29 protein-coding genes are annotated in these 25254 nt (G+C 65.4%); 24 read left to right on the top strand and 5 right to left on the bottom strand.

Annotation, left to right across the window (positions count from 1 at the left end):
- Window positions 1–73 precede the first annotated feature (73 nt).
- Window positions 74–1345 carry a glutaminase A gene (gene glsA, locus Q1U94_RS05595; protein WP_300542588.1) on the bottom strand — a complete coding sequence of 424 codons (1272 nt, stop codon included), beginning with the start codon at window positions 1343–1345 and terminating at the stop codon, window positions 74–76.
- A 115-nt stretch (window positions 1346–1460) separates the two neighbouring features.
- On the opposite strand from glsA, the gene Q1U94_RS05590 reads away from it, so the two are divergent.
- From Q1U94_RS05590 to Q1U94_RS05575, 4 genes are all read left to right on the top strand, one after another.
- On the top strand, window positions 1461–2693 hold the full coding sequence (locus tag Q1U94_RS05590) for an argininosuccinate synthase (RefSeq protein ID WP_300542587.1): 1233 nt from the start codon (window positions 1461–1463) through the stop codon (window positions 2691–2693).
- Between the two features lie 171 nt (window positions 2694–2864).
- Window positions 2865–4004, top strand: coding sequence for an ATP-binding protein (locus Q1U94_RS05585; protein WP_300542585.1), 1140 nt, complete (start codon window positions 2865–2867; stop codon window positions 4002–4004).
- Window positions 4005–4055: 51 nt separating this feature from the next.
- A complete protein-coding gene (locus Q1U94_RS05580) occupies window positions 4056–4685 on the top strand; it encodes a histidine phosphatase family protein (protein WP_300542584.1) in 630 nt (209 codons plus the stop codon).
- Window positions 4685–5143, top strand: a complete 459-nt coding sequence (locus Q1U94_RS05575) for a low molecular weight protein-tyrosine-phosphatase (RefSeq protein WP_300542583.1) — start codon at window positions 4685–4687, stop codon at window positions 5141–5143. Before Q1U94_RS05580 ends, Q1U94_RS05575 begins: the two co-directional genes overlap by 1 nt.
- Window positions 5144–5146: 3 nt before the next feature.
- Here the strand turns inward: Q1U94_RS05575 and thpR are convergent, their stop codons facing one another.
- Window positions 5147–5686 (bottom strand): RNA 2',3'-cyclic phosphodiesterase, encoded by a 540-nt coding sequence (thpR, locus tag Q1U94_RS05570; RefSeq protein ID WP_300542581.1) that lies wholly within the window; start codon window positions 5684–5686, stop codon window positions 5147–5149.
- Window positions 5687–5855: 169 nt separating this feature from the next.
- On the opposite strand from thpR, the gene Q1U94_RS05565 reads away from it, so the two are divergent.
- The gene (locus Q1U94_RS05565; protein WP_300542580.1) at window positions 5856–6626 is read left to right on the top strand and encodes a Bax inhibitor-1/YccA family protein; all 771 of its coding nucleotides are present in this window, start codon (window positions 5856–5858) and stop codon (window positions 6624–6626) included.
- A gap of 64 nt (window positions 6627–6690) precedes the next feature.
- Here the strand turns inward: Q1U94_RS05565 and Q1U94_RS05560 are convergent, their stop codons facing one another.
- Window positions 6691–6981, bottom strand: coding sequence for a DUF2794 domain-containing protein (locus Q1U94_RS05560; RefSeq protein ID WP_366917265.1), 291 nt, complete (start codon window positions 6979–6981; stop codon window positions 6691–6693).
- A gap of 348 nt (window positions 6982–7329) precedes the next feature.
- Between Q1U94_RS05560 and Q1U94_RS05555 the strand changes: the two genes are divergently transcribed.
- The 7 genes from Q1U94_RS05555 to Q1U94_RS05525 are packed head-to-tail and all read left to right on the top strand — an operon-like array spanning window position 7330 to window position 13819.
- Complete coding sequence (locus Q1U94_RS05555) at window positions 7330–8067, top strand: ABC transporter ATP-binding protein (protein WP_300542578.1); 738 nt, start codon at window positions 7330–7332, stop codon at window positions 8065–8067.
- A complete protein-coding gene (locus Q1U94_RS05550; RefSeq protein ID WP_300542576.1) occupies window positions 8067–8807 on the top strand; it encodes an ABC transporter permease subunit in 741 nt (246 codons plus the stop codon). Before Q1U94_RS05555 ends, Q1U94_RS05550 begins: the two co-directional genes overlap by 1 nt.
- On the top strand, window positions 8804–10648 hold the full coding sequence (locus Q1U94_RS05545; protein ID WP_300542574.1) for a GldG family protein: 1845 nt from the start codon (window positions 8804–8806) through the stop codon (window positions 10646–10648). The genes Q1U94_RS05550 and Q1U94_RS05545 overlap by 4 nt, the downstream gene beginning before the upstream one ends.
- On the top strand, window positions 10645–11694 hold the full coding sequence (locus tag Q1U94_RS05540; RefSeq protein WP_300542573.1) for a DUF4340 domain-containing protein: 1050 nt from the start codon (window positions 10645–10647) through the stop codon (window positions 11692–11694). The genes Q1U94_RS05545 and Q1U94_RS05540 overlap by 4 nt, the downstream gene beginning before the upstream one ends.
- Window positions 11684–12070, top strand: a complete 387-nt coding sequence (locus Q1U94_RS05535; RefSeq protein ID WP_300542571.1) for a VOC family protein — start codon at window positions 11684–11686, stop codon at window positions 12068–12070. Before Q1U94_RS05540 ends, Q1U94_RS05535 begins: the two co-directional genes overlap by 11 nt.
- A 58-nt stretch (window positions 12071–12128) precedes the next feature.
- A complete protein-coding gene (locus Q1U94_RS05530) occupies window positions 12129–13130 on the top strand; it encodes a helix-turn-helix domain-containing protein (RefSeq protein ID WP_300542569.1) in 1002 nt (333 codons plus the stop codon).
- Window positions 13127–13819 carry a DJ-1/PfpI family protein gene (locus tag Q1U94_RS05525; RefSeq protein WP_300542568.1) on the top strand — a complete coding sequence of 231 codons (693 nt, stop codon included), beginning with the start codon at window positions 13127–13129 and terminating at the stop codon, window positions 13817–13819. Before Q1U94_RS05530 ends, Q1U94_RS05525 begins: the two co-directional genes overlap by 4 nt.
- Here the strand turns inward: Q1U94_RS05525 and Q1U94_RS05520 are convergent.
- Window positions 13816–14682, bottom strand: a complete 867-nt coding sequence (locus tag Q1U94_RS05520) for a PfkB family carbohydrate kinase (RefSeq protein ID WP_300542567.1) — start codon at window positions 14680–14682, stop codon at window positions 13816–13818. The genes Q1U94_RS05525 and Q1U94_RS05520 overlap by 4 nt on opposite strands.
- A gap of 47 nt (window positions 14683–14729) precedes the next feature.
- Here Q1U94_RS05520 and Q1U94_RS05515 point away from each other — a divergent pair, with 47 nt between their 5' ends.
- From Q1U94_RS05515 to Q1U94_RS05505, 3 genes are all read left to right on the top strand, one after another.
- On the top strand, window positions 14730–15578 hold the full coding sequence (locus tag Q1U94_RS05515) for a CoA ester lyase (RefSeq protein ID WP_300542566.1): 849 nt from the start codon (window positions 14730–14732) through the stop codon (window positions 15576–15578).
- 85 nt (window positions 15579–15663) lie between these two features.
- The gene (gene arsC / locus Q1U94_RS05510; RefSeq protein ID WP_300542565.1) at window positions 15664–16017 is read left to right on the top strand and encodes an arsenate reductase (glutaredoxin); all 354 of its coding nucleotides are present in this window, start codon (window positions 15664–15666) and stop codon (window positions 16015–16017) included.
- Window positions 16018–16184: 167 nt separating this feature from the next.
- Window positions 16185–16538 (top strand): hypothetical protein, encoded by a 354-nt coding sequence (locus Q1U94_RS05505; RefSeq protein WP_300542564.1) that lies wholly within the window; start codon window positions 16185–16187, stop codon window positions 16536–16538.
- Between the two features lie 7 nt (window positions 16539–16545).
- Here the strand turns inward: Q1U94_RS05505 and Q1U94_RS05500 are convergent, their stop codons facing one another.
- On the bottom strand, window positions 16546–17487 hold the full coding sequence (locus tag Q1U94_RS05500; RefSeq protein ID WP_300542563.1) for a hydrogen peroxide-inducible genes activator: 942 nt from the start codon (window positions 17485–17487) through the stop codon (window positions 16546–16548).
- Between the two features lie 123 nt (window positions 17488–17610).
- On the opposite strand from Q1U94_RS05500, the gene Q1U94_RS05495 reads away from it, so the two are divergent.
- The 9 genes from Q1U94_RS05495 (at window position 17611) to ffh (ending at window position 25252) form a co-directional block, all read left to right on the top strand.
- A complete protein-coding gene (locus Q1U94_RS05495; protein WP_300542562.1) occupies window positions 17611–18162 on the top strand; it encodes a peroxiredoxin in 552 nt (183 codons plus the stop codon).
- Window positions 18163–18314: 152 nt separating this feature from the next.
- Window positions 18315–18836 (top strand): carboxymuconolactone decarboxylase family protein, encoded by a 522-nt coding sequence (locus tag Q1U94_RS05490; protein WP_300542560.1) that lies wholly within the window; start codon window positions 18315–18317, stop codon window positions 18834–18836.
- Window positions 18837–18967: 131 nt separating this feature from the next.
- A complete protein-coding gene (locus Q1U94_RS05485) occupies window positions 18968–19264 on the top strand; it encodes a hypothetical protein (RefSeq protein ID WP_300542559.1) in 297 nt (98 codons plus the stop codon).
- A 103-nt stretch (window positions 19265–19367) separates the two neighbouring features.
- Window positions 19368–20642: a dicarboxylate/amino acid:cation symporter gene (locus Q1U94_RS05480; protein WP_300542558.1), complete on the top strand. Its 1275-nt coding sequence runs from the start codon at window positions 19368–19370 to the stop codon at window positions 20640–20642.
- 68 nt (window positions 20643–20710) lie between these two features.
- The gene (locus Q1U94_RS05475; RefSeq protein WP_300542556.1) at window positions 20711–21961 is read left to right on the top strand and encodes a glycosyltransferase; all 1251 of its coding nucleotides are present in this window, start codon (window positions 20711–20713) and stop codon (window positions 21959–21961) included.
- A 62-nt stretch (window positions 21962–22023) separates the two neighbouring features.
- Window positions 22024–22323: a hypothetical protein gene (locus Q1U94_RS05470; protein ID WP_300542554.1), complete on the top strand. Its 300-nt coding sequence runs from the start codon at window positions 22024–22026 to the stop codon at window positions 22321–22323.
- 218 nt (window positions 22324–22541) lie between these two features.
- Window positions 22542–22730 carry a hypothetical protein gene (locus Q1U94_RS05465; protein WP_300542553.1) on the top strand — a complete coding sequence of 63 codons (189 nt, stop codon included), beginning with the start codon at window positions 22542–22544 and terminating at the stop codon, window positions 22728–22730.
- Window positions 22731–22825: 95 nt separating this feature from the next.
- Complete coding sequence (locus Q1U94_RS05460; RefSeq protein WP_300542551.1) at window positions 22826–23524, top strand: class I SAM-dependent methyltransferase; 699 nt, start codon at window positions 22826–22828, stop codon at window positions 23522–23524.
- A gap of 186 nt (window positions 23525–23710) precedes the next feature.
- Window positions 23711–25252, top strand: a complete 1542-nt coding sequence (gene ffh / locus Q1U94_RS05455) for a signal recognition particle protein (protein ID WP_300542549.1) — start codon at window positions 23711–23713, stop codon at window positions 25250–25252.
- Window positions 25253–25254 lie beyond the last annotated feature (2 nt).

The raw sequence follows: 25254 nt of genomic DNA, 5'->3' as shown, positions 1-25254 counted from the left end.
CGGGAAGGACGGGAAACAGGGTGACATCCGGCGCCGGCAGCTCCTCTGTCGCGCGGCGAGCCCGCCTCGGCCGTCAATCCGTGGCCACTCCGGCGAAGATGTGAAACGGGTAGTCCTCCACGAGGCGCCGCGAGAATTCCACGCCGCGTACCGAATTGCCCTGCCGGTCGAGCCGGGGTGACCACAACGCGAAACCGGCCACGCCCGGTACGACGATCATCAACCCGCCGGATACGCCGGACTTGGCCGGCAGGCCGACTGTGAACGCATATTCGCCGGAATAGTCGTACATGCCGCAGGTCAGCATGAGCGACAGCGTGTTGCGTACGATGCGGCCGTCGACGACGCGATGGCCGGTCAGCGGACATACGCCGCCATTGGCCAGCATGGCCGCGACGGTGGCCAGTCCATCGCAATCGAGTGTGAGCGCGCATGTGCGAAAATACAGGTCCAGCGCGGTGGCCGTGTCCGTCCCCTCCGGAAAGGCGTCATGCTCGTCCATGAGCTTGACGAGCGAGAGATTGTGCGTGGCGTGTTCCGCCTCGGAGCGGTAGACGATTTCGTCGAACCCGCATGCGCGCCCGCCTGCGGCCGACGCCACAAACCGGCGCACCAGCTCGGCTCTTGCTGCCGCGGCCTGCGAAGGCCGGATCAGGGCTGCACACATGATGGCGCCGGCATTGATCATGGGATTGTGCGGCCGGTTGTCCGGATCCAGGGCCAGTTCGTTGAAGCGCCGGCCGGACGGCTCACGTCCGACGTGGCGATGGACCAGGCCTTCCCCGTTCAGGGCGAGTGCGAGAGCATAGTTGAGGGGCTTCACCACCGACTGCAGGCAGAAGGGCGTTTCCGCATCGCCCAGGCGCAGCCGCTGCCCGTCCAGCGAGCACAGGGCGAGACCGAAGGCGTCGGGATTCTGGCGGGTCAGTTCCGGGATATAGTCGGCCAGCGCTCCGTGACGGTTCTCCCGGGCATAGGCGAAGAAGTTGGTGACGCGGTGGGCGAAGTGACCGAAATCCGCGATGGCCAGTGTCCCGTCCAGGGTCCGCTCGGCCAGGCGTACGGCGTCAGCCGACATGTTGGCCGGAAACAGGTCCGGCGCGAGCGGACGGGACGGCCCTTCCAGCAAGGCGGCCAGACCGGCGAGGCGGGGCAGGTCGAGATCGACGCCCTGGCGTTGCAGGGCTTCCGTCAGTTGCCGTGTGGTCCCGACACCCATCTTCCGCGCCGTGTGGCAGAGCCGGCGCAGGCGCGCCCTGATCGCATCGGCGCTTTCGCGGTCATGCTCGAAACGGGCGCGGCGGCCGCGAAACCGGGTGAAACGGGAAAGGCCGGGTCGAAACATGCGGCGAGCATGGCATGCGCAGCGGCGCTGTCCAGCAGCGGCTGCGGAGCACGAAGCGCTTGCACCGGCATGAATCAGGCGCTACCCGCTGGAAAACTCGAAAAGGACGTGCGCCATGCCAGCCAAAAAACCGGTCAAGAAGGTCGTTCTTGCCTACTCCGGCGGTCTCGACACCTCGGTCATCCTGAAATGGCTGCAGGACCACTATGATGCAGAAGTCGTGACCTTCACCGCCGATCTGGGCCAGGGCGAAGAGCTGGAGCCGGCGCGCAGGAAGGCCGAAGCGGCCGGTGTTTCGGAGATCTTCATCGAGGACCTGCGCGAGGATTTCGTGCGCGATTACGTTTATCCGATGGTGCGCGCCAACGCTGTCTATGAGGGCCTCTACCTGTTGGGAACCTCGATCGCGCGGCCGCTGATCGCCAAACGCCTGGTCGAGATTGCCCATGCCACGGGGGCCGATGCCGTGGCGCATGGCGCGACCGGCAAGGGCAATGACCAGGTCCGGTTCGAGCTGGGCGTCTATGCGCTCGATCCCGATCTGCGCGTGATCGCGCCCTGGCGGGAATGGGACCTCAATTCACGCACCAAGCTCATTGCCTATGCCGAAGAGCACGGCATTCATGTCGCCAAGGACAAGCGCGGCGAGGCGCCCTTCTCGGTGGATGCCAATCTCTGGCACACCTCCTCGGAGGGCAAGGTGCTGGAGGACCCGGCCGAGGAAGCCTCGGATATCGTCTATCAGCGCACGGTCGACCCGGTCGAAGCCCCGGATACGCCGGAATACGTCACGATCAGCTTCGAGCGCGGCGATGCCACGGCAATCGGCGGCAAGCCCCTGTCTCCAGCCACACTCTTGACAGAACTCAACGAGCTGGGCCGCAGGCACGGCATCGGACGCCTGGATCTTGTGGAAAACCGTTTCGTCGGCATGAAGTCGCGGGGCATCTATGAGACGCCCGGCGGCACGATCCTGATGGCTGCCCATCGCGGCATCGAACAACTCGCACTCGACCGCGGTGCTGCGCATCTCAAGGACGAATTGATGCCGCGCTATGCCAAACTCCTCTACGAGGGCTTCTGGTTCTCTCCCGAGCGCGAGATGCTGCAGGCGGCGATCGACAAGAGTCAGGAGCATGTCACCGGTGAGGTGCGCCTGAAGCTCTACAAGGGGTCGGTCAATGTGGTCGGCCGCTCATCCGAACACTCGCTGTATTCCCAGGCCCATGTCACCTTCGAGGAAGACGAGGTCTACGATCAGAAGGACGCGGAAGGCTTCATCCGCCTCAACGCCCTTCGCCTGCAATTGCTGGCCCGGCGCAATCGCCGGCTTGGCCGCAATGACTGAACGGGCATCCGGGGGCGATGAATGAAAAATTCGTTGTGGCCGCTCAGCGCTTTACAGAACCCGTTCCGGGGTTAACGCTTCTCGCCATTCGCCGTGCGAGAGTTAAGATTGTGTAAAGGGGGGCAGTCTAGCGTCGTGGCATCAAGGGTTTCCCTGAAGGGCGGGTGACGCATGCACTCGGTCCTGTTGACCAGTTTGCTGGATATCCTGTTCGTGGCGGCGGCGATCGTGGCGATCGTTTACCTGTGGCGCAATGCCAACGCCTTTCGCGTTGCCGGTGCCATGCGGGGCATACAGCTCCTGACGGTCGGCATTGCGATCTGGGCGCTCTATCACTTCATTGACGTGGCCATCATGCTGGGCGGGCCCTTTGTCTTTCCCCAACCCCGGGTGAGCGAAATCAGCGGCGTCTTCCAGGAGCGTATCCGCTGGTTCACCGATGCCGCCGCCACAGCCTTCCTGCTGACCGGCTTCGTCGCCCTGGTTCAACGACTCGCCAGCTTCCTGACGTCCCTGCGAAGCTCGACCGATGCCCTGGCTCATGAACTGACATCGCGCGATACGCTCGAGGCCGAGCTCAAGACCGAAGCCCGGGCCGAGCGCGAATACCGGCGCTCCAAATCCGAGTTTCTCCTCGGACTCAGCCATGAACTTCGCACACCCCTGAACGGTATCCTCGGCCTCGCGAGCCTACTGTCCAACACAGATCTGGACCGCGACCAGCGCAAGCTTCTTGGTACCCTTGAACAGTCCGCGCAGACCATGCTGGGCCGTATCAGCGATGTGCTCGATCTCTCCCTGCTGGAAAACAATCGTGTCGAGCTGCGTTCGCAACCCTTTCAACCGTCCGATATCGCACAGGGTGTGCTGGCCCTGTTCGAACCTCTCGCCCGCGCGAAGGGCGTTTCGCTGTCCTGCGACTGCTCTGCCGACGACGGTATCAACGTGATCGGCGACCCGGCCCGCATCAAACAGATCCTGACGCATCTTGTCTCCAATGCGTTGAAATTCACCTCTCACGGGTCCGTCGTCATTCGCTCGGCGTTCGATCCGATCGACAGCGAGCATGTGAGGATCACGTTTTCCGTGACCGATACCGGGATCGGCATGTCTCCGGACTTGCTTGCCCAGGTCCGCGAGGGACCGGCCCTGCGTACCGGTACCGAGGCCGGGGTGGGGTTGTCGATATGCTGGCGCCTGGCGCGGCTGATGGATGGCCGGCTGGAATTCGACAGCGCTCCCGATCAGGGAACGACCGTTTCGGTCGGACTGGTTGTCCAGACCGAGCCGACCGACACCGACGAGGACTGACGCCTGCTAATTGCGGGTCCGGGATTTCGACCGCCATCAGGGGATACTGACATGTTGCTGACTGTCCTGGCAGAGATACTATTGGTTGCGCAGCCCGTGCCCGACGCACCTTATGACCGCCCGCAATTGTCCGCCCTAGCACCGGTCGAAGTGCGCGCCGCTCTGGAAGCGGCAGACCGGCATGTCCTGGTCGTGCGGCATGCCCGCAAGATTTCCCCGGATTGCAATGGTATGGAGTGTCCGCTCAGCCCGGAGGGCGAGGCCATGGTGGCACGCCTGGCAGACCTTCTGGGCGAGGCCCCGGTCGGTCGGGCCTATGCGAGTGCGGCCTGCCGGACCCGGCTGACGGCGGCTGCGGGCGGCGTCGAAGTCGTTGCCCACCAGGCGGTTGACGGATATACGGCCGGCTGCACGCCGGGTGAAACGGTGTCCCGGCAGCGCAGTGCGGCCTTTGCCGAAACACAGGGGTCACCGGTGCGCTGGACCCTGGCGGCCGAACACTCCAATACGACATGCCTGTGGCTGAGCGCGTTCGCGGGCCCTGATGCCGCCCGGGATGGCGGTTGCATCGAGGGGCGCCTGCCGGACACGGCCTACGGCGATATCTTCTGGCTCTACCGGATCGACGGCGACTGGCGGTTGACGGTGCTGGAAGACGCGTTCGACCTGGCAGCCGAGTAATGCGGGTACTTTTTGTGTGCACCGGGAACATCTGCCGCTCACCCACCGCGGAAGCAGTGGCGCGTGCGCGCGTTGCGGCACAGGGACTGGACTGGGACGTCGATTCCGCCGGAACGGGCGACTGGCACGCCGGCGAAGCGCCCGACGCCCGCGCCGCGGCCGCTGCCCGGCATCGCGGCTATGATCTGACCGCCCTGCGGGCGCGGGCGGTGACGATCGAGGATTTCCAGTGCTTCGATCATCTCATTGCCCTCGATGCCGGGCATGAAGCATTCCTGCGCCGCATGGCGCCGCCCGGTTCGGCGGGCGCTGTGTCGCGCCTGTTGGACTGGACCGGGGAAACGCCGCATCGCGATGTGCCCGATCCCTATTATGGTGCGGACGGTGAATTCGAGACAGTACTCGACATGGTCGAGGCCGGCGTTGACGGGCTGATTGCCGGGCTGCGGCCGGCCTGAGGGTCAGGTCAGCGGATAGTCGGCCTCAACCTGGTAGATGTTGGCAGCGCCGCGCGTGATCCAGCTGGAATAGAGACTGAAACGGGTCACCTGCCAGGCCTCGGTTTCCAGATCGGCGGTGCGCTGGACGAAGCGGTTGACCTTGTCGACCGGCGAACCGGTCAAATAGGCGATTGTCATGTGCGGGTGGAACTTTCGCGGTTCCGGCTTCAGCCCGGCCCGGCGGGCAGCCCGCTCACACTTGTCGTTCAGCCAGTTCAGTGGCTCCGGCGTGTCCACGCCGAGCCACAGGGCGTGCGGATCGGCCTTTCCGAACCAGCCGGCGCCCTTGAGCCGGAGCGGGAAGGACGCCATCTGGATATTCGCCAGCTCGGCATCGAGGTCCTCGGCCACACGCTCATCGATCTCGCCGAAGAAGCGCAGCGTGATGTGGAAATTCTCCGGCGGCCGCCAGCGCGCACCCGGCACGCCCTTTTGCAGACGGACAAGTTCGGCCCTGATCTCCTCGGGCACGGCGATGGCGGCGAACAGTCGAAGGGTCATGGATCGGGCTCCGCTTGCGCGAGCCCTAGGCCAATTCGGCCGGGGTTTGCAATCGCCGATGGAGGGACTCGGCGGCTGGCCGTCCCGCCTTGCCAACTGGTCCTGCGACCCCGATATTGTACAGCAAAGCGCCGCAAGGGCGCTCATGCAGTCGAAAGAGACACAGACAATGAACGATTTTTCCCGCACCTATACCGGTGCGCCCAGCATGGACATGTCGGTCGATGCCGGCCTGCGCAAATTCATGCTCGGCGTCTACAACAAGATGGGTCTGGGGCTCCTGATCTCGGCGGCCCTGGCCTATGCTGTCGGCACGGTGACACCGCTCACCGCCCTGGTCTGGGGTACGCCGCTGCTCTTTGTCGTGCAGTGGGGCCCGCTGGCCATCCTGTTCGGCTCGATGTTCTTCATGCGTAACCCCTCGCCCACGGGCAGCGCCATTCTCTACTGGTCCATTGTTGCGCTGATCGGCACCGGACTGAGTGTCTGGGTGGTCATGGCCGGAGGTGCCGCACCGGAAGGCGTGACCACTGCGGGCGGACGCACGCTCGCGATCAGCTGGGCCACGATCGTGCAGGCCTTCACCATCACGGCGGGCGCCTTTCTGGGCCTGTCGGTGTTCGGCTACACCACGAAGATGAACCTGCAGCCGATTCAGAGCTTCCTGTTCATGGGCATTATCGGCGCCGTCATCCTGGGCATCCTGAACTTCGCCTTCTTCCATTCGGCCGGTCTGGAACTGCTGCTGCAGTTCGGCATCCTGCTGCTCATGGCGGGTGTCACGGCCTGGCAGACCCAGGCGCTGAAAGTGACCTACTATCAGATCGCCGGCGACCAGCGTTCCATGGCGGTGCTCACCAATATGGGCGCGCTGAACCTCTACATCGCCTTCGTGAACATGTTCCAGATCATCCTGTCGCTGCTCGGCAGCCGGGAGTGAATTCCGGACGCCACAAGGCCACAACAAGAACCCCCCGGAGTTTGCTCCGGGGGTTTTCTTGTGCCTACTCGATGACGTGGAAACGCTTCTTGTCGAAGATCTTCAGCACCTGGGCCAGTTCGTGGCCGCGCTTGAGGATCTGCCCCCCCATGGCGACGATCCGGTACATGCCCTGCTTGTGGGCATCAGCCGGAGCCTTGACTACCGAATACATCGGCACTTCGCTGTGCCGCCTGTAAATCGAGAATACGGCCCGGTCCTTCAGCCCGTCGATGGCGTAGTCCCTCCATTCTCCGCGCGCAACGAACTGTCCGTACAGCCTGAGGATGGCATCCAGTTCCCGCCTGTCCCACATGACCGCCTGTCCAGCCGTTTTCGCGGTTTGGGCATTGGCTTTCACACGCATTCTCCCCTGGGTTGAATCATCCCGCTCAGCTTACAAACATTTCACGCGGTGCCGCAAAGTGGCCACATTCTCGGCACCTTGCCGCCATACCGCAGCGCCACCGTCCACCAGGTCGGCCGGTCGCGTCAACGCTCCGGATCCTGGTTATAGACAGCCCCCCCAGCCCCCCCGGGTCACGGAGCGGCGAACCGGTCGGCACCCGATTCTTTCACGAAAATGATAACTTGCCTTGGCTCTGGCCAAGCCGTGCGAGCCGCGCTAACGCTAGGACCGTCACTTTGTGAGACCTGCTCGCCCATGCTGGTTGCCGACCGTCTGATCAAGGATTTCGGACCGCATCGCGCTGTCGCCGATGTCAGCTTCTCGCTGGAGCGTGGCGAGGTGCTGGGTTTTCTCGGCCCCAACGGGGCGGGCAAGACGACCACGATGCGCATGCTCGCCGGCGGTCTGGAACCGGACGGCGGCAAGGCGACAATCGCCGGCTATGACTGCATCGCCGATCGTCTCGAGGCCCAGCGCCGGCTCGGCTATCTGCCGGAAGGCGCGCCGGCCTATCCGGCGATGACACCGCGCACATTCGTTGCGTTCTCGTTGCGCGCACGGGGATTTGCTGGAGATGCGCTGAAACGCGCAAACGCGATGGCACTGGATCGGGCCAGCCTGGGCGATTATGCCGACCAGCCGATCGGCACGCTGTCGAAGGGGTACAAGCGCCGCGCAGCGTTGGCCGCAGCGATCGCGCACGATCCGCCTGTTCTTGTTCTCGATGAGCCCACCGACGGGCTGGACCCGAACCAGAAGGACGGTGTGAGGCAGCTGATCCGCGACATGGCGCCGGACAAGGCGATCATCATATCGACCCACATACTCGAGGAAGTGCCTGCGGTGTGCAGCCGTGCCATCGTCATCGCGAATGGCCGGCTGTTGTTCGACGGATCTCCACGCGAACTGGCCCAGACCGTTCCGGCGGGCCGTATCGAGGACGCGTTCCGATCCCTCACGGCGCCTCGCCCCGGAACGGAGGCGGCCGCCTGATGCACACGCTTTTTGCGGTCTACCGGCGGGAGCTGGCTGCCTATTTCCTGACGCCGCTGGCCTATGTCTTCATGGCGGTGTTCGCCTTCACGGCACCGGCCTTTGCCTTCCATGTCGGCCGCTTCTTCGACACCAACAGGGCCGATCTGGCGCCCCTGTTCGACTATTTGCCCTGGCTCCTTGTCGTATTGATGCCGGCGCTGGCCATGCGGTCCTGGGCCGAGGAGCGCGACCGTGGCACCCTGGAATTCCTGATGGCCCTGCCGATTCCGCTCTGGGCTTCGGCGGCGGGAAAATTCCTGGCGGCGTGGTCCGTGGCGGCCCTGGCGCTCGTGCTGACCATGCCGATGTGGGTTGCGGTCAACTATCTGGGCAGCCCCGACAATGCCGCGATCGCGACCGGCTATCTCGGTACGCTGCTGCTTGCAGGCGGCTATCTGGCCGTAGGACAGGCGCTATCGGCGACGACGGCCAATCAGGTCGTGGCCTTCGTTCTGGGCACCGGAGCGGCCTTCCTGCTGACCATGGCCGGCCTTCCCTTTGTGCTCTCGGCCCTGGGCCAGAATGCCCCTGCTGCAGTGTCCGAGTTCGTGGCGGGCCTGAGCGCGCTCGATCACTACAACGCCTTTCGTCACGGCGTGATCGGCCTGCCCGACCTTGTCTATTTTCTTGGCCTGATTGTGGTCTCGCTGACGATTGCCGGCGTCCTGATCGCCGAGCGGCGCGGGGGTGGCCGATGAAGCGCAGCCTCTACATGCCGTTGATGGTGATCAGCCTGATCGTGCTCTTCCTGGCCGGCAACCAGATCACAGGTCATGCCTTCCGGTCCTGGCGCATCGATCTTACGGCCGGCGGGCTCTACCGGCTGTCGCCGGGCACGCTGGACGTGATGGACCGGCTGGCGGAGCCGGTGGAGTGGCGCTTCTACTATTCCCGCGCCGAGGCCGCGCAATACCCGGCCATTCGCGCCTATGCGACGCGGGTTCGCGAAATGCTGCAGGCCTATGCGGACCGGTCAGGCGGCCTGATCCGCCTCGTCGAGATCGACCCCGAACCCTTCTCCGCCGACGAGGATGCGGCCCTGGCCGCGGGATTGACGGCGGTGCCGGGGGAGAGCGGTGAGTCCCTGTATTTCGGCCTCGTGGCCCGGAATTCCGTCGATGACGAGGCGGTGATCGACGTCTTCCGGGAGGATTCCGAGGCGCGACTGGAGTACGATCTCACCCGGGTGCTCGCCGATCTGGAACGCCCGGCCCGGCCGCGCCTGGCGATTCTGACCAGCCTGCCCATTTCGCCGGAGGACGGGGCTCCAAACCGGTTCGTGCGCGAGCTGGCGGGAGCTTACGAGCTGATCTGGGTCGAGCGCGACTTCGACAGTCTGCCGGATGCTGAGGCCCTGCTGATCCTGCATCCGGGCGAGTTGACCCAGGGCCAGCTCTACCTGGTCGACCAGTATGCCCTGACCCATGGCCGCGTGCTTGTCTTCCTCGACCCGCTGGCCCACATGGCGATGCGTCCCGGCCCCGACGGTCTGCCTCCGATCAATGCCCGGCGCGCCTCCGACCTTGGTCCGCTGCCGGCGCGCTGGGGGCTGGCCTACGACCCGCAGACCGTCGCCATGGACCGCGCGCTGGGCCTGCCGGTCGAGATCGTCGAGAGCGACGGGCGCGCCCGCCGCCGTGCCTATCCGCTCTGGTTCTCTGCCGGGGCGGAGGAGCTGTCGGATGCCGACATAGCCACGGCGACGCTCGATCTTGGCGTGAATTTCGGCTCGCCGGGGCGCCTGGAAGCGATCGGGCTGGAACATGTTTCGGTCACGCCGCTTGTCACTACGAGTGCCGAGGGCGCACTTCTGGACGTCGATGTCGCTGCCGGTGCGCCGGGACCCGACGCGCTGTTGCGCGACTACCGGACGGCGCCGGAGCCGCTGGTCCTGGCCGCCCGCGTCTCCGGCGCGATGGACACCGCCTTCCCCGACGGTCCGCCGCCGGGCGAGATCCTGTTCAGTCCGGCCGATCATGTGGAGACCGCGCCGGCACCGGTCGACATCACCATTGTCGCCGATGCCGACTGGCTGGACGATACCTATTACGTCCGCAACGATCCGGCGACCGGCGAAAGCCTGGTTGCCGACAATCTGGTCCTGGCGATGAATCTCGTGGACATGGCGGCGGGCGATCCCGCCCTCATAGGGCTGCGCTCCCGCACACCCTCCTTGCGGCCGATGACACGGGTGGAGCGGCTGCGGGACGAGGCCGAGGCGCGCTATGTCGAAATCCAGAACGCGCTGGAAGCGGAAATCGCGGAGGCCGAGGCCCGGCTGGACACGCTGACGGGATCGGGGCGGGCGTCGGCCTTTCTGTCGGGATCCGATGCCGCCGGCCGCGAAGAGGCGGAACGCCTGCGCCGTCAGATCGCCGAAACCCGCGCCGAGCTGCGCGCGGTGGAACGTGATTTTCGCCGCGATATCGATGCGTTGAACGCCAGTCTGCAATTCTGGACCATTGGCGTACCGCCGGCCCTGGTTATCCTGGCCGGGCTGGCCGGTGCCGTGGTGCGCCGCCGCAGGAGAGCGCCATGAGCCGGCCGATGGACCGCCAGCGCATGCATCATCTGGCCATAGCGGCAGGCGCGGCCGCGCTGGCGCTTGTTCTCGCCCTGGCGCTCACCTGGTTCCAGGCCCGGCAGGTCTGGCAGCCCGATGTGTCGGGCCCAGTGCTGCCGAACTGGCCGGAGGCGGTTTCCCGGGCGGCAGCGATCGAGATCGACAGTGCGGGGGATCATTTTCGCCTGCAGCGTACGGCGGCGGGATGGGCCATGCCCAGCCGGGACGACCATCCGGTGCAGACCGGACGCCTGGCCGAGCTGGATACCTATCTTGCCCGGCTGACCTATGCCGGAGCGCGCACCTCCGATCCGGACAAGCACGCCAGGCTCGGCCTGGCTGCCGGAGGTGAGGATGCGGGAACACGGGTCACGGTGACAGGTTCAGACGGGACGGTCCTGGCCGACATCGTGCTGGGCCGCGAACGCGAAGGTCAGATCTATGTCCGTTTCCCCGGGCGCGACCGCACCTATGCGGCCGAACCGGGCGAGACTGCAGCCGCCCTGCCGGAAATCGCGGATGCGGCCGACTGGCTCGACCTCGACTTTCTCGAACTCGGCCAGAATGCGATCGCGCGAACCGTCATTACGCCGGAAACGGGGCCTTCCTACGTGCTGGAACGGGCCTCGCCCTCGATCCGCAATTTCGCCCTGCGGGAGCCGGCCGGATGGCGGCCGATCACGGCGGCGGCGGGCAATGGTCCGGCCAGTGCGCTGGCGCGCGTGCGCTTTCGCGACGTCCGCGCGGCCCAGCGCCTGAATGGCGAGGTGGTGGCGCATCATTCCGCGGAAACATTCGGCGGGCTGCGTGTGTCGGTCGATGTGATGGCCCTGGCCGATACGCGCTGGGCCGTCATCTCGGCGACGGCGCTGAGCGACGACGCTCAGGCCGACGCCGAGACCCTGAATGTGGCGGCGGAGGGATGGGCCTTCCTGCTGTCGGACCTGACGCTGGACCGGCTGATCCGGCCGCTGGATCAGATTGCCGACCCGCGACCGGAAGACCGAGACGATGCGCCTTAACCAGATCACCTTGCCGGTCAGCGATATTCCGCGGTCGAAAGCCTTCTATGAAAAGCTCGGCTTTCGCCTCCTGGTCGACAGCCCGCATTATAGCCGTTTCCTCGCGCCGGAGGGCGACACCACCTTCTCCATCCACGTCGAGTCCGGGCCGATCCACGCCGGGGCCGTGATCTATCTGGAATGCGAGGATGTCGATGCACGTCACCGCGAACTGGCGGCCCTGGGAATGGCCTTTGACTATGCGCCACGCGATGAACGCTGGCTGTGGCGCGAAGCCTTGCTGCACGATCCCGACGGCCACCCGATCAAGCTCTATCACGCCGGCGAAAACCGGATCGATCCGCCCTGGCGGGTGGGGTCGCAGGATAGGGCGTGACCCGATTTGCCCCATGAATGGCCTTTAGGCCACGACGAAGTGAGTCTAGTCTGGCGGCATGAACGCGCCAGAGACCCTGCTTTGCCTGACCTTTCCTGGTTTTCAGCTGCTCGACCTGACCGGCCCCTATGCCATGTTCGCAGCCGCCAACCGGCTGGCGGGCGCAACGCTCTACACACTCAAGACCGCGGCGCCGCAGGCGGGGCCGGTGGAGAGTTCCTCGGGCCTGCCGGTCATTGCCGACTGTTCGGCAGGGGCCGCCTGCGCGCTCGTTTCACCGGCCGTTACCGTGCTCGCCGCCGGCGGTGAGGAGGTGGGGTTGCGCGCGGCCCTGAAGGACCCGGGCCTGGCGGCGCTTGTTGATGCCGGGTTCGAGCGCGCCGGCCGCATCGCTTCTGTCTGTTCGGGAGCCTTCCTGCTCGCCGCGTCGGGGCGTCTGTCCGGGCGCCGGGTGACGACGCACTGGCGCTCGGCCGCGCTGCTGCAGCGTCTCTTTCCCGACATCGCCGTCGAGCCGGACGCCATCCATATCCGCGACGGCAAGGTATGGACCTCGGCCGGCGTTACGGCCGGCATCGATCTCGCCCTGGCGATGATCGAGGCCGATCACGGCCGGGACCTCGCGCTGGCCGTGGCGCGGGAGAATGTTGTCTATCGCATCCGCTCCGGCGGCCAGGCGCAATTCTCCTCCGATCTCGCCGCACAAGCTGTGGACGACCGCCGTCTGGCCCGCCTCGCCGAGGCGATCCGCATGCAGCCGGAGCGCGACTGGTCGGTGGCGGCAATGTGCGACGAACTCGCCGTGTCGCCGCGCACGCTCAGCCGCCTTTGCCGCAGCGAGATGGCGACCTCGCCCGCCGTCTTCGTCGAACGTGTCCGGATCGACGCCGCCCGGGCCCTCCTGGTGGAGACCCGCGGCCGCATCGACGCCATCGCCCGTGCCGCCGGATTCGGCACGCACCAGCGCATGGATCGTGCCTTCATGCGTCAGCTCGGCATCTCGCCCAGCGGTTACCGCACCCGTTTCCGTTCCCCCCTTCCCGAGGAGACCCAAGCATGACCGATGCCTTGAAGATTGGCTTTGTGCTGTTCGACGATCTCACCCAGCTCGACTTTACCGGACCGCTGCAGGTGCTTTCGCGCCTGCCCGGGGCCGAGGTCCACCTTGTCGCCAAATCGCTTTCGCCCGTACGCACAGATTGCGGCCCCTTCATCATGCCCGACACGAGGCTGGCAGACTGTCCCGGTCTCGACCTGATCTGCATTCCCGGCGGATTCGGTGTGGATGCGGCCATGCAGGACGGGGAAACCGTCGACTTCGTGAAGCGCCAGGCGGCCGGGGCGCGCTATGTCACCTCCGTGTGCACGGGAGCCTTCATACTCGGTGCGGCCGGCCTGCTCGAAGGCCGCAAGGCGACCACCCATTGGCGCTATCATGACTATCTGGCCCGTTTCGGAGCCGAGCCCGTCAAGGCGCGGGTGGTTCGAGACGGCAATCTGTTCACCGGCGGCGGCGTGACGGCCGGGATCGATTTCGCGTTCACGATCGCGGTTGAAATTGCGGGCGAGATGATGGCGCAGGCGATCCAGCTCGGCCTGGAGTACGATCCCTGTCCGCCGGTCGACAGCGGTGCTCCGGAGAAGGCGTCGGAACGGGTTCGCGCCGGTATCGAGCAACGCTTCGCGCCGCGGATCGAGGCGTTCGAACAGGTAGTGGACACGGTTCTCGCCCGGCCGGAGACTGCCTAGAGCGCCTCGGCCTCGAAGGTCATCAGGGGCTCGCGCAACAACGCCGCAGCGGCGACGATGGGCAGTTCCGGCGCCTGCCACTCGTGCGCGCGCTGCACGACGGACACGGTCGCCGCGACGGCATGCTCGAGCGCCGGTTTGGGACCGGCGCCACCGGTAATGGCGGCAATGAAGGCGGCTGTGAGAATGTCGCCCGTGCCCTTGGGTGCGTTGGGAATACGGTCGTGCGTGACCAGCCAGGCTTCCTGGCTGTCGACATACATCACCCCGATCTGCCCGTGCCGGGGCAGGGACGAGACCAGGGCAGGACAGCCGGTCGACTGGGCCGCGCGGACCATGGAGGCAAGATCGGTCAGTTGCCGGCCGGTGATGTGGCCCAGTTCGAATGCGTTGGGCGTGATCAGGTCGGCACGGGTAATGAGCTGGTCCTTGATCCCCGCGGCGATGGCCGGCGGCACGTAGAGCCCGCCCGGCGCATCGCCCATGATTGGATCGACCACGACAATCGGTTCCGGAGCGAAGGCTTTCACGCCCTTGTTTGTCCGGCGCCCCTTGCGCACCACGTCGATCACGGCTGCGGTATCGAAGATCTGGCCGACATCGGCAAAATAGCCGGTCAGCACGATATCCGTGATGTCCAGCAGGCCCTGATCGGAAATCCCCGACAGCACGCTTTCGAACATGTCCTGCTCGACCGGTCCGCCCCCGGGTTCGCCCCAGCCCGGCTGGCGTCCATAAAGCACGGTGGGGACCAGCATGGTGTCGATATTCGCGGCGTTGAGCACGCGTTCGGAAACCCCGCCTCCGACCCGGGATGCGGCCACAAGACTGGAAAGGATCAGCGCCAAAGGCATGGGTTTCATGCTATATCCGATTTTCCCATCCGCTAAAGCCCTCCCGACACGCCTTCATGCGCCGACTGATCCGTTCCGCTCTCTTCGTTCCGGCCTCCAAGCCGCGTGCCGTCGACAAGGCCGCCCATGTCGGCGCCGATCTCCTGATCCTCGATCTCGAGGACGCTGTCGGCCCGGAGGAAAAGGAGGAGGCGCGCAGCGGCGTCGATACGGCGATGGATATCTGGTCCGCCTCCGGCGCGATCCGGGCCGTGCGCATCAACGCGCTGGACACGCAATGGGGCCAGGCCGATCTGCGCGTCGCTGCCCTGGCCGATGCCGTCGTCCTGCCCAAGGTCCAGCAGGTCGGCGACCTGCACGAGGCGCGCTCCGCGCTCAGCACGCACGGCACCTCCATCCCGATCTGGGCGATGATCGAGACACCGCTGGCGCTGATGAATCTGGGGGGTATCGCCGGCGCCACGGGAACCGGCCTCGCCGGGCTGATCGCCGGTACCAACGATCTGTGCAAGGAATTGCGCTGTTCGGCCGAACAGGACCGGCTCGCCCTGGTGCCGCATCTCGCCCACATTGTCTGTGCCGCGCGTGCGCGCGGGCTTTATGCCCTTGACGGCGTCTACAATCATTTCCGCGATCCCAAGGGGTTCCGCGCCGAGGCCGAGCAGGGCCGGGCCCTGGGCTTTGACGGCAAGACGCTCATCCATCCCGGACAGGTCGATCTCACCCATCTCTATTTCGGCCCGACCGCGGCGGAGCTGGAGCGCGCAGCGCGCATCGTTGCCGCGTTCGCCGATCCGGAAAATGCCGGCAAGGGCGTGATTTCGCTGGATGGCGACATGGTGGAGAGACTGCATCTGGATGCAGCCCGGGCCTTGCTGTCGGCGGCCGGGGACAACGATACCTAGAGCTCCGTACTCCAATCAAATGCAGGTCCAGACTTGATGTTGTGTACCAAGACCGGCTTTGATCGCTCGACTTGAGGGATGTGAAATGAGCGATTCGACGACTATCTGGCACAATCCGCGCTGTTCCAAATCGCGCCAGACGCTGGCCTTGCTGGAGGCGCGTGGCGGCGATCTCACCGTTCGCGAATACATGGACGACCGGCCCAGCGTGGCCGAACTCAAGACCGTGCTGAAACAGCTCGGCTATACCTCCGCGCACGAATGGCTGCGCAAGAATGAGGCGATCTACCGAGAACTCGGGCTCAAGGCCGTTGAGGACGAGGAGGCCGTGCTCAAGGCCATGTCGGAAAACCCCAAACTGATCGAGCGCCCCGTCGTGATCTACAACGGCAAGGCCATGATCGGCCGCCCGCCGGAACAAGTGCTGGAACTGTTCTAGGCCCGCTCGCCGTTCATTTGCCCGTCCGGGGTTTGTTCCGGGATGCCGGTGTCCGCGCGACATTAGGCACAGGCCGGCCCGGTGCGGCGTTTACGAAACCGGCTGCATCCTTAGTGTGGGTCCCCGGGCCGTGATTCGCCAACGGGAGTGCGTGGCCGGGAGAAGTCATGCGTATTGCGATTATCGACGACGATCCGGTGGAACATGTCATCTTGCGGGAATTGGGCGGGACCCAGTCGCCGGACGCCGAGTTCGACGGGTTCACCCGGCTGGACGATTTTCTCGCCGCAGGACCCGAGCGCTACGACCATGTCTTTCTGGACCGCTGCCTGCCTCCCTATGAGGATTATGGCGACACGCTTCCCGCATTGGGGCAGAGCGGTTATGCGGGGCATATCATCCTGATGACGGCCGACGCGCCGCCGGTCGATACCAGTGGCTATCGCTTCCGCGTGACCGGACCGGTCGACAAGATCGCACTTCTGGAACCCGGCCGGCTTGCGGCCTGCCTGCAGGCCTGACAAGGGGTTAGCTGGGCGCCGGGGCTTCGGTGGCGGTTGCCGGTTCGGCCGCGGGCGCGACAAGGCTTTCGCGGATCGCTTCGCCCAGCTGGATTGCCTCATCCGCCCGGGCCGACCCCTTGCGCCACGCCATGCCGATTTCGCGGCCGGCGACCGGCGGTTCGAAGGGCCGCACGTCCAGCTCCATCCGGTCGACCAGGCCCGCATCCACTGCCATGCGCGGCAGGAGGGTGGCCCCAAGACCCGATTTCACCATGTGCACCAGCGTATGCAGGCTGGTGGCGGCAAAGTCCGACCGGGCGGTCCCCGTCGAGCACGCCGCCAGGGCATGATCGCGCAGGCAGTGACCGTCCTCGAGCAGAAGCAGGGGTTCTTCCGCGAGATCGTCGGGGTCCAGCGAGCCTGCGCCGGACAGGCGGTGACCGGGTGTGCAGGCAAACAGGAACTCATCCGACCAGATCGAACGGGTCTCGATCATCGAGGCCTCGTAGGGCAGGGCCACGAGTGCAGCGTCCAGCCGCCGCTCGCGCAGCGCATCGAACAGGCGTTCTGTGAGGTCTTCGCGCAGAAAGATTTCCAGGCGTGGATACTGGGTGCGCAGTGCCGGCAGGACGCGGGGCAGGAGGAAGGGGGCGATGGTGGGGATCACCCCCAGCTTGAAGGGGCCGCTCAACGGTTCGCCGGCGGCCTGGGCCGCGATCACCAGATCCTCGGCCTCGGCCATGACCCGCCGGGCCCGCTCCAGAACTGCCTCGCCGGCGGGGGTCAGCACTGCGCCGCGGGCACCGCGCTCGACCAGAACGGTGCCCAGTGTCATCTCCAGTTCCTTGATTGCCGCGCTCAGCGTGGGCTGGGTGACGAAGACGGCCTCGGCCGCCCGGGAAAAGCTGCCATGCTCGGCCAGGGCGATCAGAAACTGCAACTGGCGCAGTGTGGGGAGTGTGGACATGCTATAGATAATAACTATGGCTTTCCCAAAAACAATCCATTGGATTAATTTTGTGCAGCGCGGCATACGGACGGCATCTCAAGCGCCGGCGGCCGGCCGGCGACACCTCAAATGGAGAGTCATATGCTGGGTATTGGCGACAAACTGCCTGATTTCGAAGTTGTGGGCGTGAAGCCGGGCTTCAATGCACACGAGGAAAACGGCGAGAGCGCGTTCGGGCCGCTCACGCAGGAGAGCTTTCCGGGCAAATGGAAGGTCATCGTCTTCTATCCGAAGGACTTCACCTTCGTCTGCCCGACCGAGATCGTCGCCTTCGACAATCTCAAGGACGAGTTTGAAGACCGCGATGCCGTTGTTCTGACCGGTTCGACGGACAACGAGTTCTGCAAGCTGGCCTGGCGCCGCGAGCATCCCGACCTCAACAAGCTGGGTCACTGGCAGTTCGCCGATACGACCGGTTCGCTGGTCGACAGCCTGGGCATCCGCTCGCCGGAAGGCGTCGCCTATCGCTACACCTACATCGTCGACGATGAAGGCACGATCCAGCACGTCTATGCGACCAATCTGAATGTCGGCCGCAATCCGGAAGACACGCTGCGCGTCCTTGACGCCCTCCAGACCGACGAGCTGTGCCCCTGCAACCGCGCCGTCGGCGGCGACACGCTCGCCGCGTAGGCACGACCGACCCTGTCCGGCGGTGCGCCCCTCCAACCGCGCCGCCGGCTGCCCCGGAGCCGGCCCTCTGTGTGACCCACACGGCTCCGGGGTTCTTATCCTCCCGACATTGCAAATGCGACCTTGTCGCAAGCTAGCCATGGAGACGACCCGTGAGCTTCGACGCGCTGAAAAGCGACCTCCCCGAATACGCCAAGGATCTCAAACTGAACCTGTCCTCCCTGGCGCGCGAAACCGAACTCGACGACCAGAAGAAGTGGGGCGTTTTCCTCGCCTGCGCGCATGCGGTCGGCGAACCCAGGACGCTGGCAGCGATCCGCGCGGAGGCGGATGCCTATCTGAGCGCGGAAGCCGCGAACGCGGCCAAGGCGGCCTCGGCGATCATGGGCATGAACAATGTCTATTACCGCTTCCTGCACCTGTCGAAGAACAAGGAATACGGATCGCTGCCGGCCAAGCTGCGCATGAATGCGATAGCCAATCCCGGCGTGGACAAGGCGGATTTCGAGCTGTGGTCGCTGGCCGTCTCCGCGATCAATGGCTGTGGCCTGTGTATCGACAGCCATGAGATCGAGCTGCGCAAGCACGGCCTGACGACGGCGCAGATCCAGACTGCGGTCCGTATCGCTGCGACGGTGAATGCGGTGGCTCACGTTGTCGCCGCCGAGAGTTAGGTTCTGACAGTTTTGTCAAATTTTCAGGCTCGTTAAGAACCCGGCTCAGGGATTTGAATTCGGGCGGAAATACGGGTGCACAACGACCGGATTGCGCGCCCGTATAAATTCCGTATAATGAGTGTATGTCCATGATCGACCATACACTCGATCCGCTGCCCAAGCGCACCACGCGCACCGATGACGGTGAGCATGGCGGCCGTATGTGGTTTTCCAGGGAGACCATGTTCAAGGCGTCTCACTATGACGACGTGCCCTGGATCCGCATTGCTGCGCCGGCGGTCTTGTCGCTGGCGCTGGTCCTGGCCGGCCTGCTGACCGGTCCCGGTGCATGGAGCGGCGTGGCCCTGCTGATCGGCCTGTTCGGCAGTATACTCAGCCTCCCCGCCGCGATCCTCAAGGCGACCTACACGCCCCGCAAGGGCTGATACGGCCCCAACTCCGCAGTGCGATTGACGCTTCGCCCACACCCACTAGTGTGCGATCCGGCTTGGCGCGGCCGCTTGGCGTCGCGCGTAAGGGGAGGAAAGCATGGGCTGGTGGTTCAAGATCAAGCTGTGGCAGCGCGTTCTGGCGGCGCTGGCTCTGGGCCTCGTGTTCGGTCTGGCAATGTCGAACACGATCGGGCAGGACGCGGCGACGGCGTGGATCGAGACCTATGTCCGCCCGGTCGGCGACCTCTTCATCAATCTCATCCGGATGCTCATCGTCCCGCTGATCTTCACCACCTTGGTGGCCGGCGTGATTGCCATGGGCAAGCCGTCCAAGCTCGGTTCGCTGGGGCTGAAGACCATAGGGCTCTATTTCTGCACGACTATCGTCGCCAATGTGATCGGGCTGTCCTTTGGCACCATCTTCCGGCCGGGTGAGGGGGCCAATTTCGAAGGTGTCGAACCGGCCCCGGTGTCCACCGAGGCGCCGTCCATTACGGATCGTCTTCTGGAAATCGTTCCCACCAACCCCGTAGCGGCGCTGGCCGACGGGGACGTGCTGGCCATCATCTTCTTCTCGCTTCTGCTGGGTGTCGGCATCATCGCGGTGGGCAAGGCCGGAAAGCCGGTTGCAGACCTCTTCAACTCGGCGTCCGACGTGGTCCTGAAAATCACGCATTATGTGATGGAAGTCGCACCGTTCGGCGTGTTCGCCCTGGTGGCCTACACCGCAGCCAGCCAGGGGCTGGAGGCCTTGCAGGCGATCTTCACCCTGATTGCCGCCGTCTATATCGGCCTGATCGCCCATGCCGTCATCACCTACGGCTTCCTGGTCCGCGTCATCTTGAACCTGCCGCTCGTGCGCTTTTTCCGCGGTCTGACCGACCCGATCGCCGTGGCCTATTCCACAGCGTCGTCCTCGGCGACCCTGCCGGTGACGATCGCGGCGGCCTCCGACAATCTGGGCGTCAAGAAGTCCGTTGCCGGCTCCGTCCTGCCGCTTGGTGCCACGATCAACATGGACGGTACGGCGCTCTATCTGGGCATTCTCGCCCTCTTCACCGCCCAGGCCTTCGGTTACGATCTCACCTTCATGAATTATATCATGATCGCCTTTACCGCGGCGATCGTGTCCATCGGTGCGGCCGGGATCCCGTCGGCGTCTCTGTTCCTCTTGGCCATCGTGCTGGAAACCTTCGGCGTCACGCCGGAGCACACGGCCATCATCGTCGGCTTCATCCTGCCGGTTGACCGGATCATGGACATGGCCCGCACCGCCGTGAACGTGACCGGCGACGCTGCCGTCGCCACAGCCGTGGCGAAATGGGAAGGCGAGCTGGACGAAGAACGCTTCCGCGATCCGGCGGTGATCTGACCGATTGAACCGGATACCGATGCCTGGCCACCTTGCTCACATGGCAGGGCGGGGAGGCCGGTGCTTGCATGAAAATCGCCATACACGCATTCGGGACGCGCGGCGACGTGCAGCCCTATCTCGCCCTCGCGCTCGAACTCGAGGCGCGCGGCCACAGCGTCACCGTGTCGGCCCCGCGCGATTTTCGTACCTGGATCGAGGGCTACGGCCTGACGGCACGATGCTTCGACGTCGATATGGCGGAGCTCCTGCGGCGGGCTGACGCGCTGGGCGTCACCCGCCATCCCATCCTGGCCTTCCGTCACCGCGCGACGATGATCGACCCCATGATCGAGGCGATCCTGGCCGAGGGCATCGAGGGCGCACGCGGGGCCGATATCGTGATTGCCCACCCCAAGGCCCAGTTCTCGGCCACCGGCGCGGAAGCGGCCGGTGCCCGGTTCGTGATGACCGCGCCGCTGCCCATCATTACCCCGACATCGGACTTTCCAATGCCCGGCGTCCTGGCGAGAAATCGCGGCCGCTTCTGGAATCGACTGAGCTGGCTGCCCCTGCAGTTTGCCCTCTACCCGTTCGCCAAGCGGATCAATACCGCCCGCGAGCGGCTGGGGCTGCCGCCACTGGAGGGCGGAAGACTGGACTACGGGAAACTGGGCGGCCGGCCGTGCCTGCGCCTGACGGCGATCTCTCCCCACGTCATTCCGCGGCCGTCGGACTGGGACGGCCGGTCCCAGATGACCGGCTACTGGACACTGCCGGGCGACCGCGAAGGACTGGATCGGGCACTCGACGCCTTTCTCGATTCGGGTCCGCCACCGGTCTATGTCGGCTTCGGCTCCATGGTAACGCGCGACGCCTCGCGTCTGGTCGACGCATCAGTGACCGGCCTCGCCCGGGCAGGCCTGCGCGGTGTGATCGCGCGCGGCTGGGCCGCCCTGCCCGATCGGTCAGCCGATCATGTCCACTTTATGGACGGTGCGCCGCACGATCGCCTGTTCCCGCGCTGTGCCGCCATTGTGCACCATGGTGGCGCGGGGACGACGGGTGCGGCGCTGGCCGCGGGCCGGCCCAGCCTGATTGTGCCCTTCATGGCCGACCAGCCGTGGTGGGCGCAACGGCTCTATGAGCAGGGGCTGGGGCCGGCACCGCTCTCGCCGCGCCGGTTCACGGCCCGGCGCTTTGCCGCCGCACTCAAGGAGCTTGTCGGGCGCGAGGCCTTTGCCGCCCGGTGTGCGGAACGGGCTCGCCGGATCGCCGGGGATTCCGGAGCGGCCCGAGCAGCGGACCTCATAGAGGCCGATGCAGTTTCGGAACGGTGATCCGGTCTGGGTGGTCGCGCGTATATTCCTGCGTCCCTGACGAGTAGGAGGTGTGACTCCACATGATGCGCCTGATCCTGCTCATACCCACCCTGGCCCTGGCGGCGCTCATTGCCCATGCCGTCAGGGCCGGGAACTTCTCGCCCGACGGCTGGCTGGTCACGGATCCGTGGGGGTGGGTCACCCTGTTCGATCTCTATTTCGGTTTCGCCCTGTCCGGAATCGTTATCGCAGGAATGGAACGGAAATTCTGGCCGAGCGTGTTCTGGATCACGCCGATCCTCATTCTGGGAAATGTATGGACCGGCCTGTGGTTCATCCTGCGGGGACCGGCGCTGTGGCGGCGGCTTGTACGGGGTTGAAACCATGCGGGCGGCTCCCCATTTCCCGGCGGACCGCATCGCGCGGCAAATTTTAGCCAAATTTGGCAAGTGTTAACGACGAATCCCCACGGAACGTTCTGAGGTAGGTCTTCGTTAAGGGACTCGGCGCTGGAATCGGCGCGTGCCGCCACCTTGTGGCCACATGCCGTGAATACCGTGAAACGGCCCCGCGGAGCGGCCCGGACGTGGAGAAGAAAATGGCCAAGGCAGATTTCGCCCTGCGCACGATCGCGAAGACCGCACTTCTCTGGCTGACCGCCGGATTGTTGTTTGCCTCCCTCTTCGGCGCATTGCTCTCGGCCCGCTCCGACGGTCCCGGTATCCGTTTCCGCGAAGCCCCGGCCATTGTGGCCGAGGACGAGGCCACGTTCGCCGAGGCGAAATAGGCACGACATTCACGCGCCGGCCAGGGCGTTGATAAAGGCACGGAAGTGGTGTTGGGTGCATGTAATGTTATTACATGCTGTAGGAGCCAGCCTGCATGACCCAGCCCCATCCATCTGAATTCTTTGGCCCTGAACAGGCGGAAACCTATGAGGCCCGGTTCGCAAAACTCGCCGCCCTGCGCGATGCGCTGCTGCTGGTGACGCGCACGGCCTTCCATTCCCTGCCGGACAATGCCCGCATCCTGTGTGTCGGTGCGGGAACCGGTCTGGAAATCCTGGATCTCGCCCGCTTTCGCCCCGGTTGGACCTTTCATGCCGTGGAACCGGCGCCAGCCATGCTGGACAAGTGCCGGATCGCGGTGGCCACGGCGGGGATGGGCGACCGCTGCACGTTCCACGAAGGCTTCCTAGACAGCGCTCCGGAGGCGGAGCCCTTTGATGCTGCGACAGCCCTCCTGGTCTCGCATTTCATTCTGGAGCGCAGCGCGCGGCAGGCCTTCTATGCCGAGATTGCCCGCCGCCTGCGGCCGGACGGACGCCTCGTCACGGCCGAACTCGTCTCCGATCCCGGGGGCGAAGACCATGCCGGCATCATGGAGACCTGGTATGACACGCTCCGCTATGCCGGCGCGGACGAGGCCGGGATCGAAGCCTACAAGGGCAGTTTCGCCCGCGGCGTCAGCCTGCTCGGCCCCGGCGAGCACACGCGTCTGATCGAGCAGGCCGGTTTCTTCCGTCCGGTTCCCCTTTTCCAGGCCGTCCTGATGCGTGGCTGGCTGGCCCGCCGGATCTGACAGCGGCTTGACTCCGCGCCGCCGCGCGCGTATTGCCGCGCCTTCATCACGCAAGCTCACACGCTTGTCTTACCGGTACATCCGTCCCAACTGACGGGGGAGACCGGCGAGAACCCCGCTCGGCGAAGTCTTCGCTCAGCGGGGCCGCTTTGCATTGCCTGATGGACGCGATTTGAGGACGAACGCATGTTCGATGCACTGACAGAACGCCTGGGTGGCGTATTCGACAAGCTCACCGGCCGCGGTGTGCTGTCGGAAAGGGACGTCGATGCGGCGCTGCGCGAGATCCGCGTGGCCCTGCTCGAGGCCGATGTCGCCCTGCCCGTCGTCAAGTCCGCCGTTAACCAGATCCGCGAACGCGCCGTCGGCGAAGACGTGATACGCGCCGTCGCGCCGGGCCAGCAAGTCGTCAAGATCGTCCACGATGCCCTGGTCGATCTTCTGGGCGGCGAGGGCGAGCCGGAGGGCCTGGCGCTGGAAGGCGAGCCGCCCGTCGCCATTCTCATGGCCGGCCTGCAAGGGTCCGGCAAGACCACGACTTCGGCCAAACTCGCCAAGCGCATCCAGGAAAAGCACAAGAAGAAGGTCCTTCTGGCCTCGCTGGACACCCGCCGTCCGGCAGCGATGGAACAGCTGCAACAGCTGGCAGGCCAGATCGATGTGGCCTTCCTGCCGATCATGCCGAACCAGCGTGCCGTCGATATCGCCAAACGGGCGATGAATGCCGGCAAACTGCAGGGCTTCGACGTCGTCATTCTCGACACCGCCGGCCGCACCTCGATCGACGAAGACATGATGGCCGAGGCGAAATCCATCGCCGACGCCACGCGCCCGCGCGAAACCCTGCTGGTCGCCGACGCGCTGACTGGTCAGGACGCGGTGGAAACCGCGCGGCGCTTCCACGAGCGCCTGCCGCTCACCGGTCTGGTGCTGACCCGTATGGACGGCGACGGGCGCGGCGGTGCGGCGCTGTCCATGCGCCATGTCACCGGCCTGCCGATCAAGTTTCTCGGCGTTTCGGAAAGGCCGGACGGGCTGGACGCCTTCGACGCGAAGCGCCTGGCCGGCCGTATTCTGGGCCGCGGCGACATCGTCTCGCTGGTCGAGAAGGCCGCCGAGGATGTTGACCAGGAAAAAGCCGCCCGCATGGCCAGGAAGATGGCCAAGGGCAAGTTCGACCTGGAGGATCTGCGCGAACAGTTCGGCCAGCTCAAGAAAATGGGCGGTCTGGGCGGCATCATGGGACTGCTGCCGGGCATGAACAAGAAGATGCAGGCCCAGGCCTCGGCCGCCGGGATGGACGACAAGATGCTGACCCGGCAGGAAGCCATCATCCTGTCGATGACGCCGCAGGAGCGCGCCAGGCCGGAAATCCTCAAGGCCAGCCGCAAGAAGCGTATCGCCGCCGGTTCGGGCGTCACCGTTGCCGACGTCAACAAGCTTTTGAAAATGCATCGCCAGATGGCCGACATGATGAAAAAGGTCGGCAAGAAGGGGCGTGGCGGCCTGGCCGGCATGATGGGCGGAATGCCCGGCGGCATGCCGCCCGGTGGTATGAATCCCGACGATTTCGGCGCTGCCACCAAGGACCTGCTCGGCGGCAAGACGCCGTCGGGCACGCAAATGCCGGGGCTTGGCGGTTCCGGTTCGTCTCAACCCCCCTCCCTGCCCGGCCTGGGCGGGGGTCTGGGGCCCGATGGCCTGCCGCGCGGGCTGCCGAAGAAGTAATC

Source organism: Maricaulis sp. (assembly GCF_030149515.1).
Classification (GTDB): domain Bacteria; phylum Pseudomonadota; class Alphaproteobacteria; order Caulobacterales; family Maricaulaceae; genus Maricaulis.
Note: the sequence above shows the minus strand (reverse complement) of the source record. Positions and strands in the feature narration are given on the sequence as shown.

What these genes read in the sequence shown, in the direction of transcription:
- glsA (WP_300542588.1), bottom strand. Translation starts at nt 1,345, where the DNA reads ATGTTTCGACCCGGCCTTTCCCGTTTCACCCGGTTTCGCGGCCGCCGC.
- Q1U94_RS05590 (WP_300542587.1), top strand. Translation starts at nt 1,461, where the DNA reads ATGCCAGCCAAAAAACCGGTCAAGAAGGTCGTTCTTGCCTACTCCGGC.
- Q1U94_RS05585 (WP_300542585.1), top strand. Translation starts at nt 2,865, where the DNA reads ATGCACTCGGTCCTGTTGACCAGTTTGCTGGATATCCTGTTCGTGGCG.
- Q1U94_RS05580 (WP_300542584.1), top strand. Translation starts at nt 4,056, where the DNA reads ATGTTGCTGACTGTCCTGGCAGAGATACTATTGGTTGCGCAGCCCGTG.
- Q1U94_RS05575 (WP_300542583.1), top strand. Translation starts at nt 4,685, where the DNA reads ATGCGGGTACTTTTTGTGTGCACCGGGAACATCTGCCGCTCACCCACC.
- thpR (WP_300542581.1), bottom strand. Translation starts at nt 5,686, where the DNA reads ATGACCCTTCGACTGTTCGCCGCCATCGCCGTGCCCGAGGAGATCAGG.
- Q1U94_RS05565 (WP_300542580.1), top strand. Translation starts at nt 5,856, where the DNA reads ATGAACGATTTTTCCCGCACCTATACCGGTGCGCCCAGCATGGACATG.
- Q1U94_RS05560 (WP_366917265.1), bottom strand. Translation starts at nt 6,981, where the DNA reads ATGTGGGACAGGCGGGAACTGGATGCCATCCTCAGGCTGTACGGACAG.
- Q1U94_RS05555 (WP_300542578.1), top strand. Translation starts at nt 7,330, where the DNA reads ATGCTGGTTGCCGACCGTCTGATCAAGGATTTCGGACCGCATCGCGCT.
- Q1U94_RS05550 (WP_300542576.1), top strand. Translation starts at nt 8,067, where the DNA reads ATGCACACGCTTTTTGCGGTCTACCGGCGGGAGCTGGCTGCCTATTTC.
- Q1U94_RS05545 (WP_300542574.1), top strand. Translation starts at nt 8,804, where the DNA reads ATGAAGCGCAGCCTCTACATGCCGTTGATGGTGATCAGCCTGATCGTG.
- Q1U94_RS05540 (WP_300542573.1), top strand. Translation starts at nt 10,645, where the DNA reads ATGAGCCGGCCGATGGACCGCCAGCGCATGCATCATCTGGCCATAGCG.
- Q1U94_RS05535 (WP_300542571.1), top strand. Translation starts at nt 11,684, where the DNA reads ATGCGCCTTAACCAGATCACCTTGCCGGTCAGCGATATTCCGCGGTCG.
- Q1U94_RS05530 (WP_300542569.1), top strand. Translation starts at nt 12,129, where the DNA reads ATGAACGCGCCAGAGACCCTGCTTTGCCTGACCTTTCCTGGTTTTCAG.
- Q1U94_RS05525 (WP_300542568.1), top strand. Translation starts at nt 13,127, where the DNA reads ATGACCGATGCCTTGAAGATTGGCTTTGTGCTGTTCGACGATCTCACC.
- Q1U94_RS05520 (WP_300542567.1), bottom strand. Translation starts at nt 14,682, where the DNA reads ATGAAACCCATGCCTTTGGCGCTGATCCTTTCCAGTCTTGTGGCCGCA.
- Q1U94_RS05515 (WP_300542566.1), top strand. Translation starts at nt 14,730, where the DNA reads ATGCGCCGACTGATCCGTTCCGCTCTCTTCGTTCCGGCCTCCAAGCCG.
- arsC (WP_300542565.1), top strand. Translation starts at nt 15,664, where the DNA reads ATGAGCGATTCGACGACTATCTGGCACAATCCGCGCTGTTCCAAATCG.
- Q1U94_RS05505 (WP_300542564.1), top strand. Translation starts at nt 16,185, where the DNA reads ATGCGTATTGCGATTATCGACGACGATCCGGTGGAACATGTCATCTTG.
- Q1U94_RS05500 (WP_300542563.1), bottom strand. Translation starts at nt 17,487, where the DNA reads ATGTCCACACTCCCCACACTGCGCCAGTTGCAGTTTCTGATCGCCCTG.
- Q1U94_RS05495 (WP_300542562.1), top strand. Translation starts at nt 17,611, where the DNA reads ATGCTGGGTATTGGCGACAAACTGCCTGATTTCGAAGTTGTGGGCGTG.
- Q1U94_RS05485 (WP_300542559.1), top strand. Translation starts at nt 18,968, where the DNA reads ATGATCGACCATACACTCGATCCGCTGCCCAAGCGCACCACGCGCACC.
- Q1U94_RS05480 (WP_300542558.1), top strand. Translation starts at nt 19,368, where the DNA reads ATGGGCTGGTGGTTCAAGATCAAGCTGTGGCAGCGCGTTCTGGCGGCG.
- Q1U94_RS05475 (WP_300542556.1), top strand. Translation starts at nt 20,711, where the DNA reads ATGAAAATCGCCATACACGCATTCGGGACGCGCGGCGACGTGCAGCCC.
- Q1U94_RS05470 (WP_300542554.1), top strand. Translation starts at nt 22,024, where the DNA reads ATGATGCGCCTGATCCTGCTCATACCCACCCTGGCCCTGGCGGCGCTC.
- Q1U94_RS05465 (WP_300542553.1), top strand. Translation starts at nt 22,542, where the DNA reads ATGGCCAAGGCAGATTTCGCCCTGCGCACGATCGCGAAGACCGCACTT.
- Q1U94_RS05460 (WP_300542551.1), top strand. Translation starts at nt 22,826, where the DNA reads ATGACCCAGCCCCATCCATCTGAATTCTTTGGCCCTGAACAGGCGGAA.
- ffh (WP_300542549.1), top strand. Translation starts at nt 23,711, where the DNA reads ATGTTCGATGCACTGACAGAACGCCTGGGTGGCGTATTCGACAAGCTC.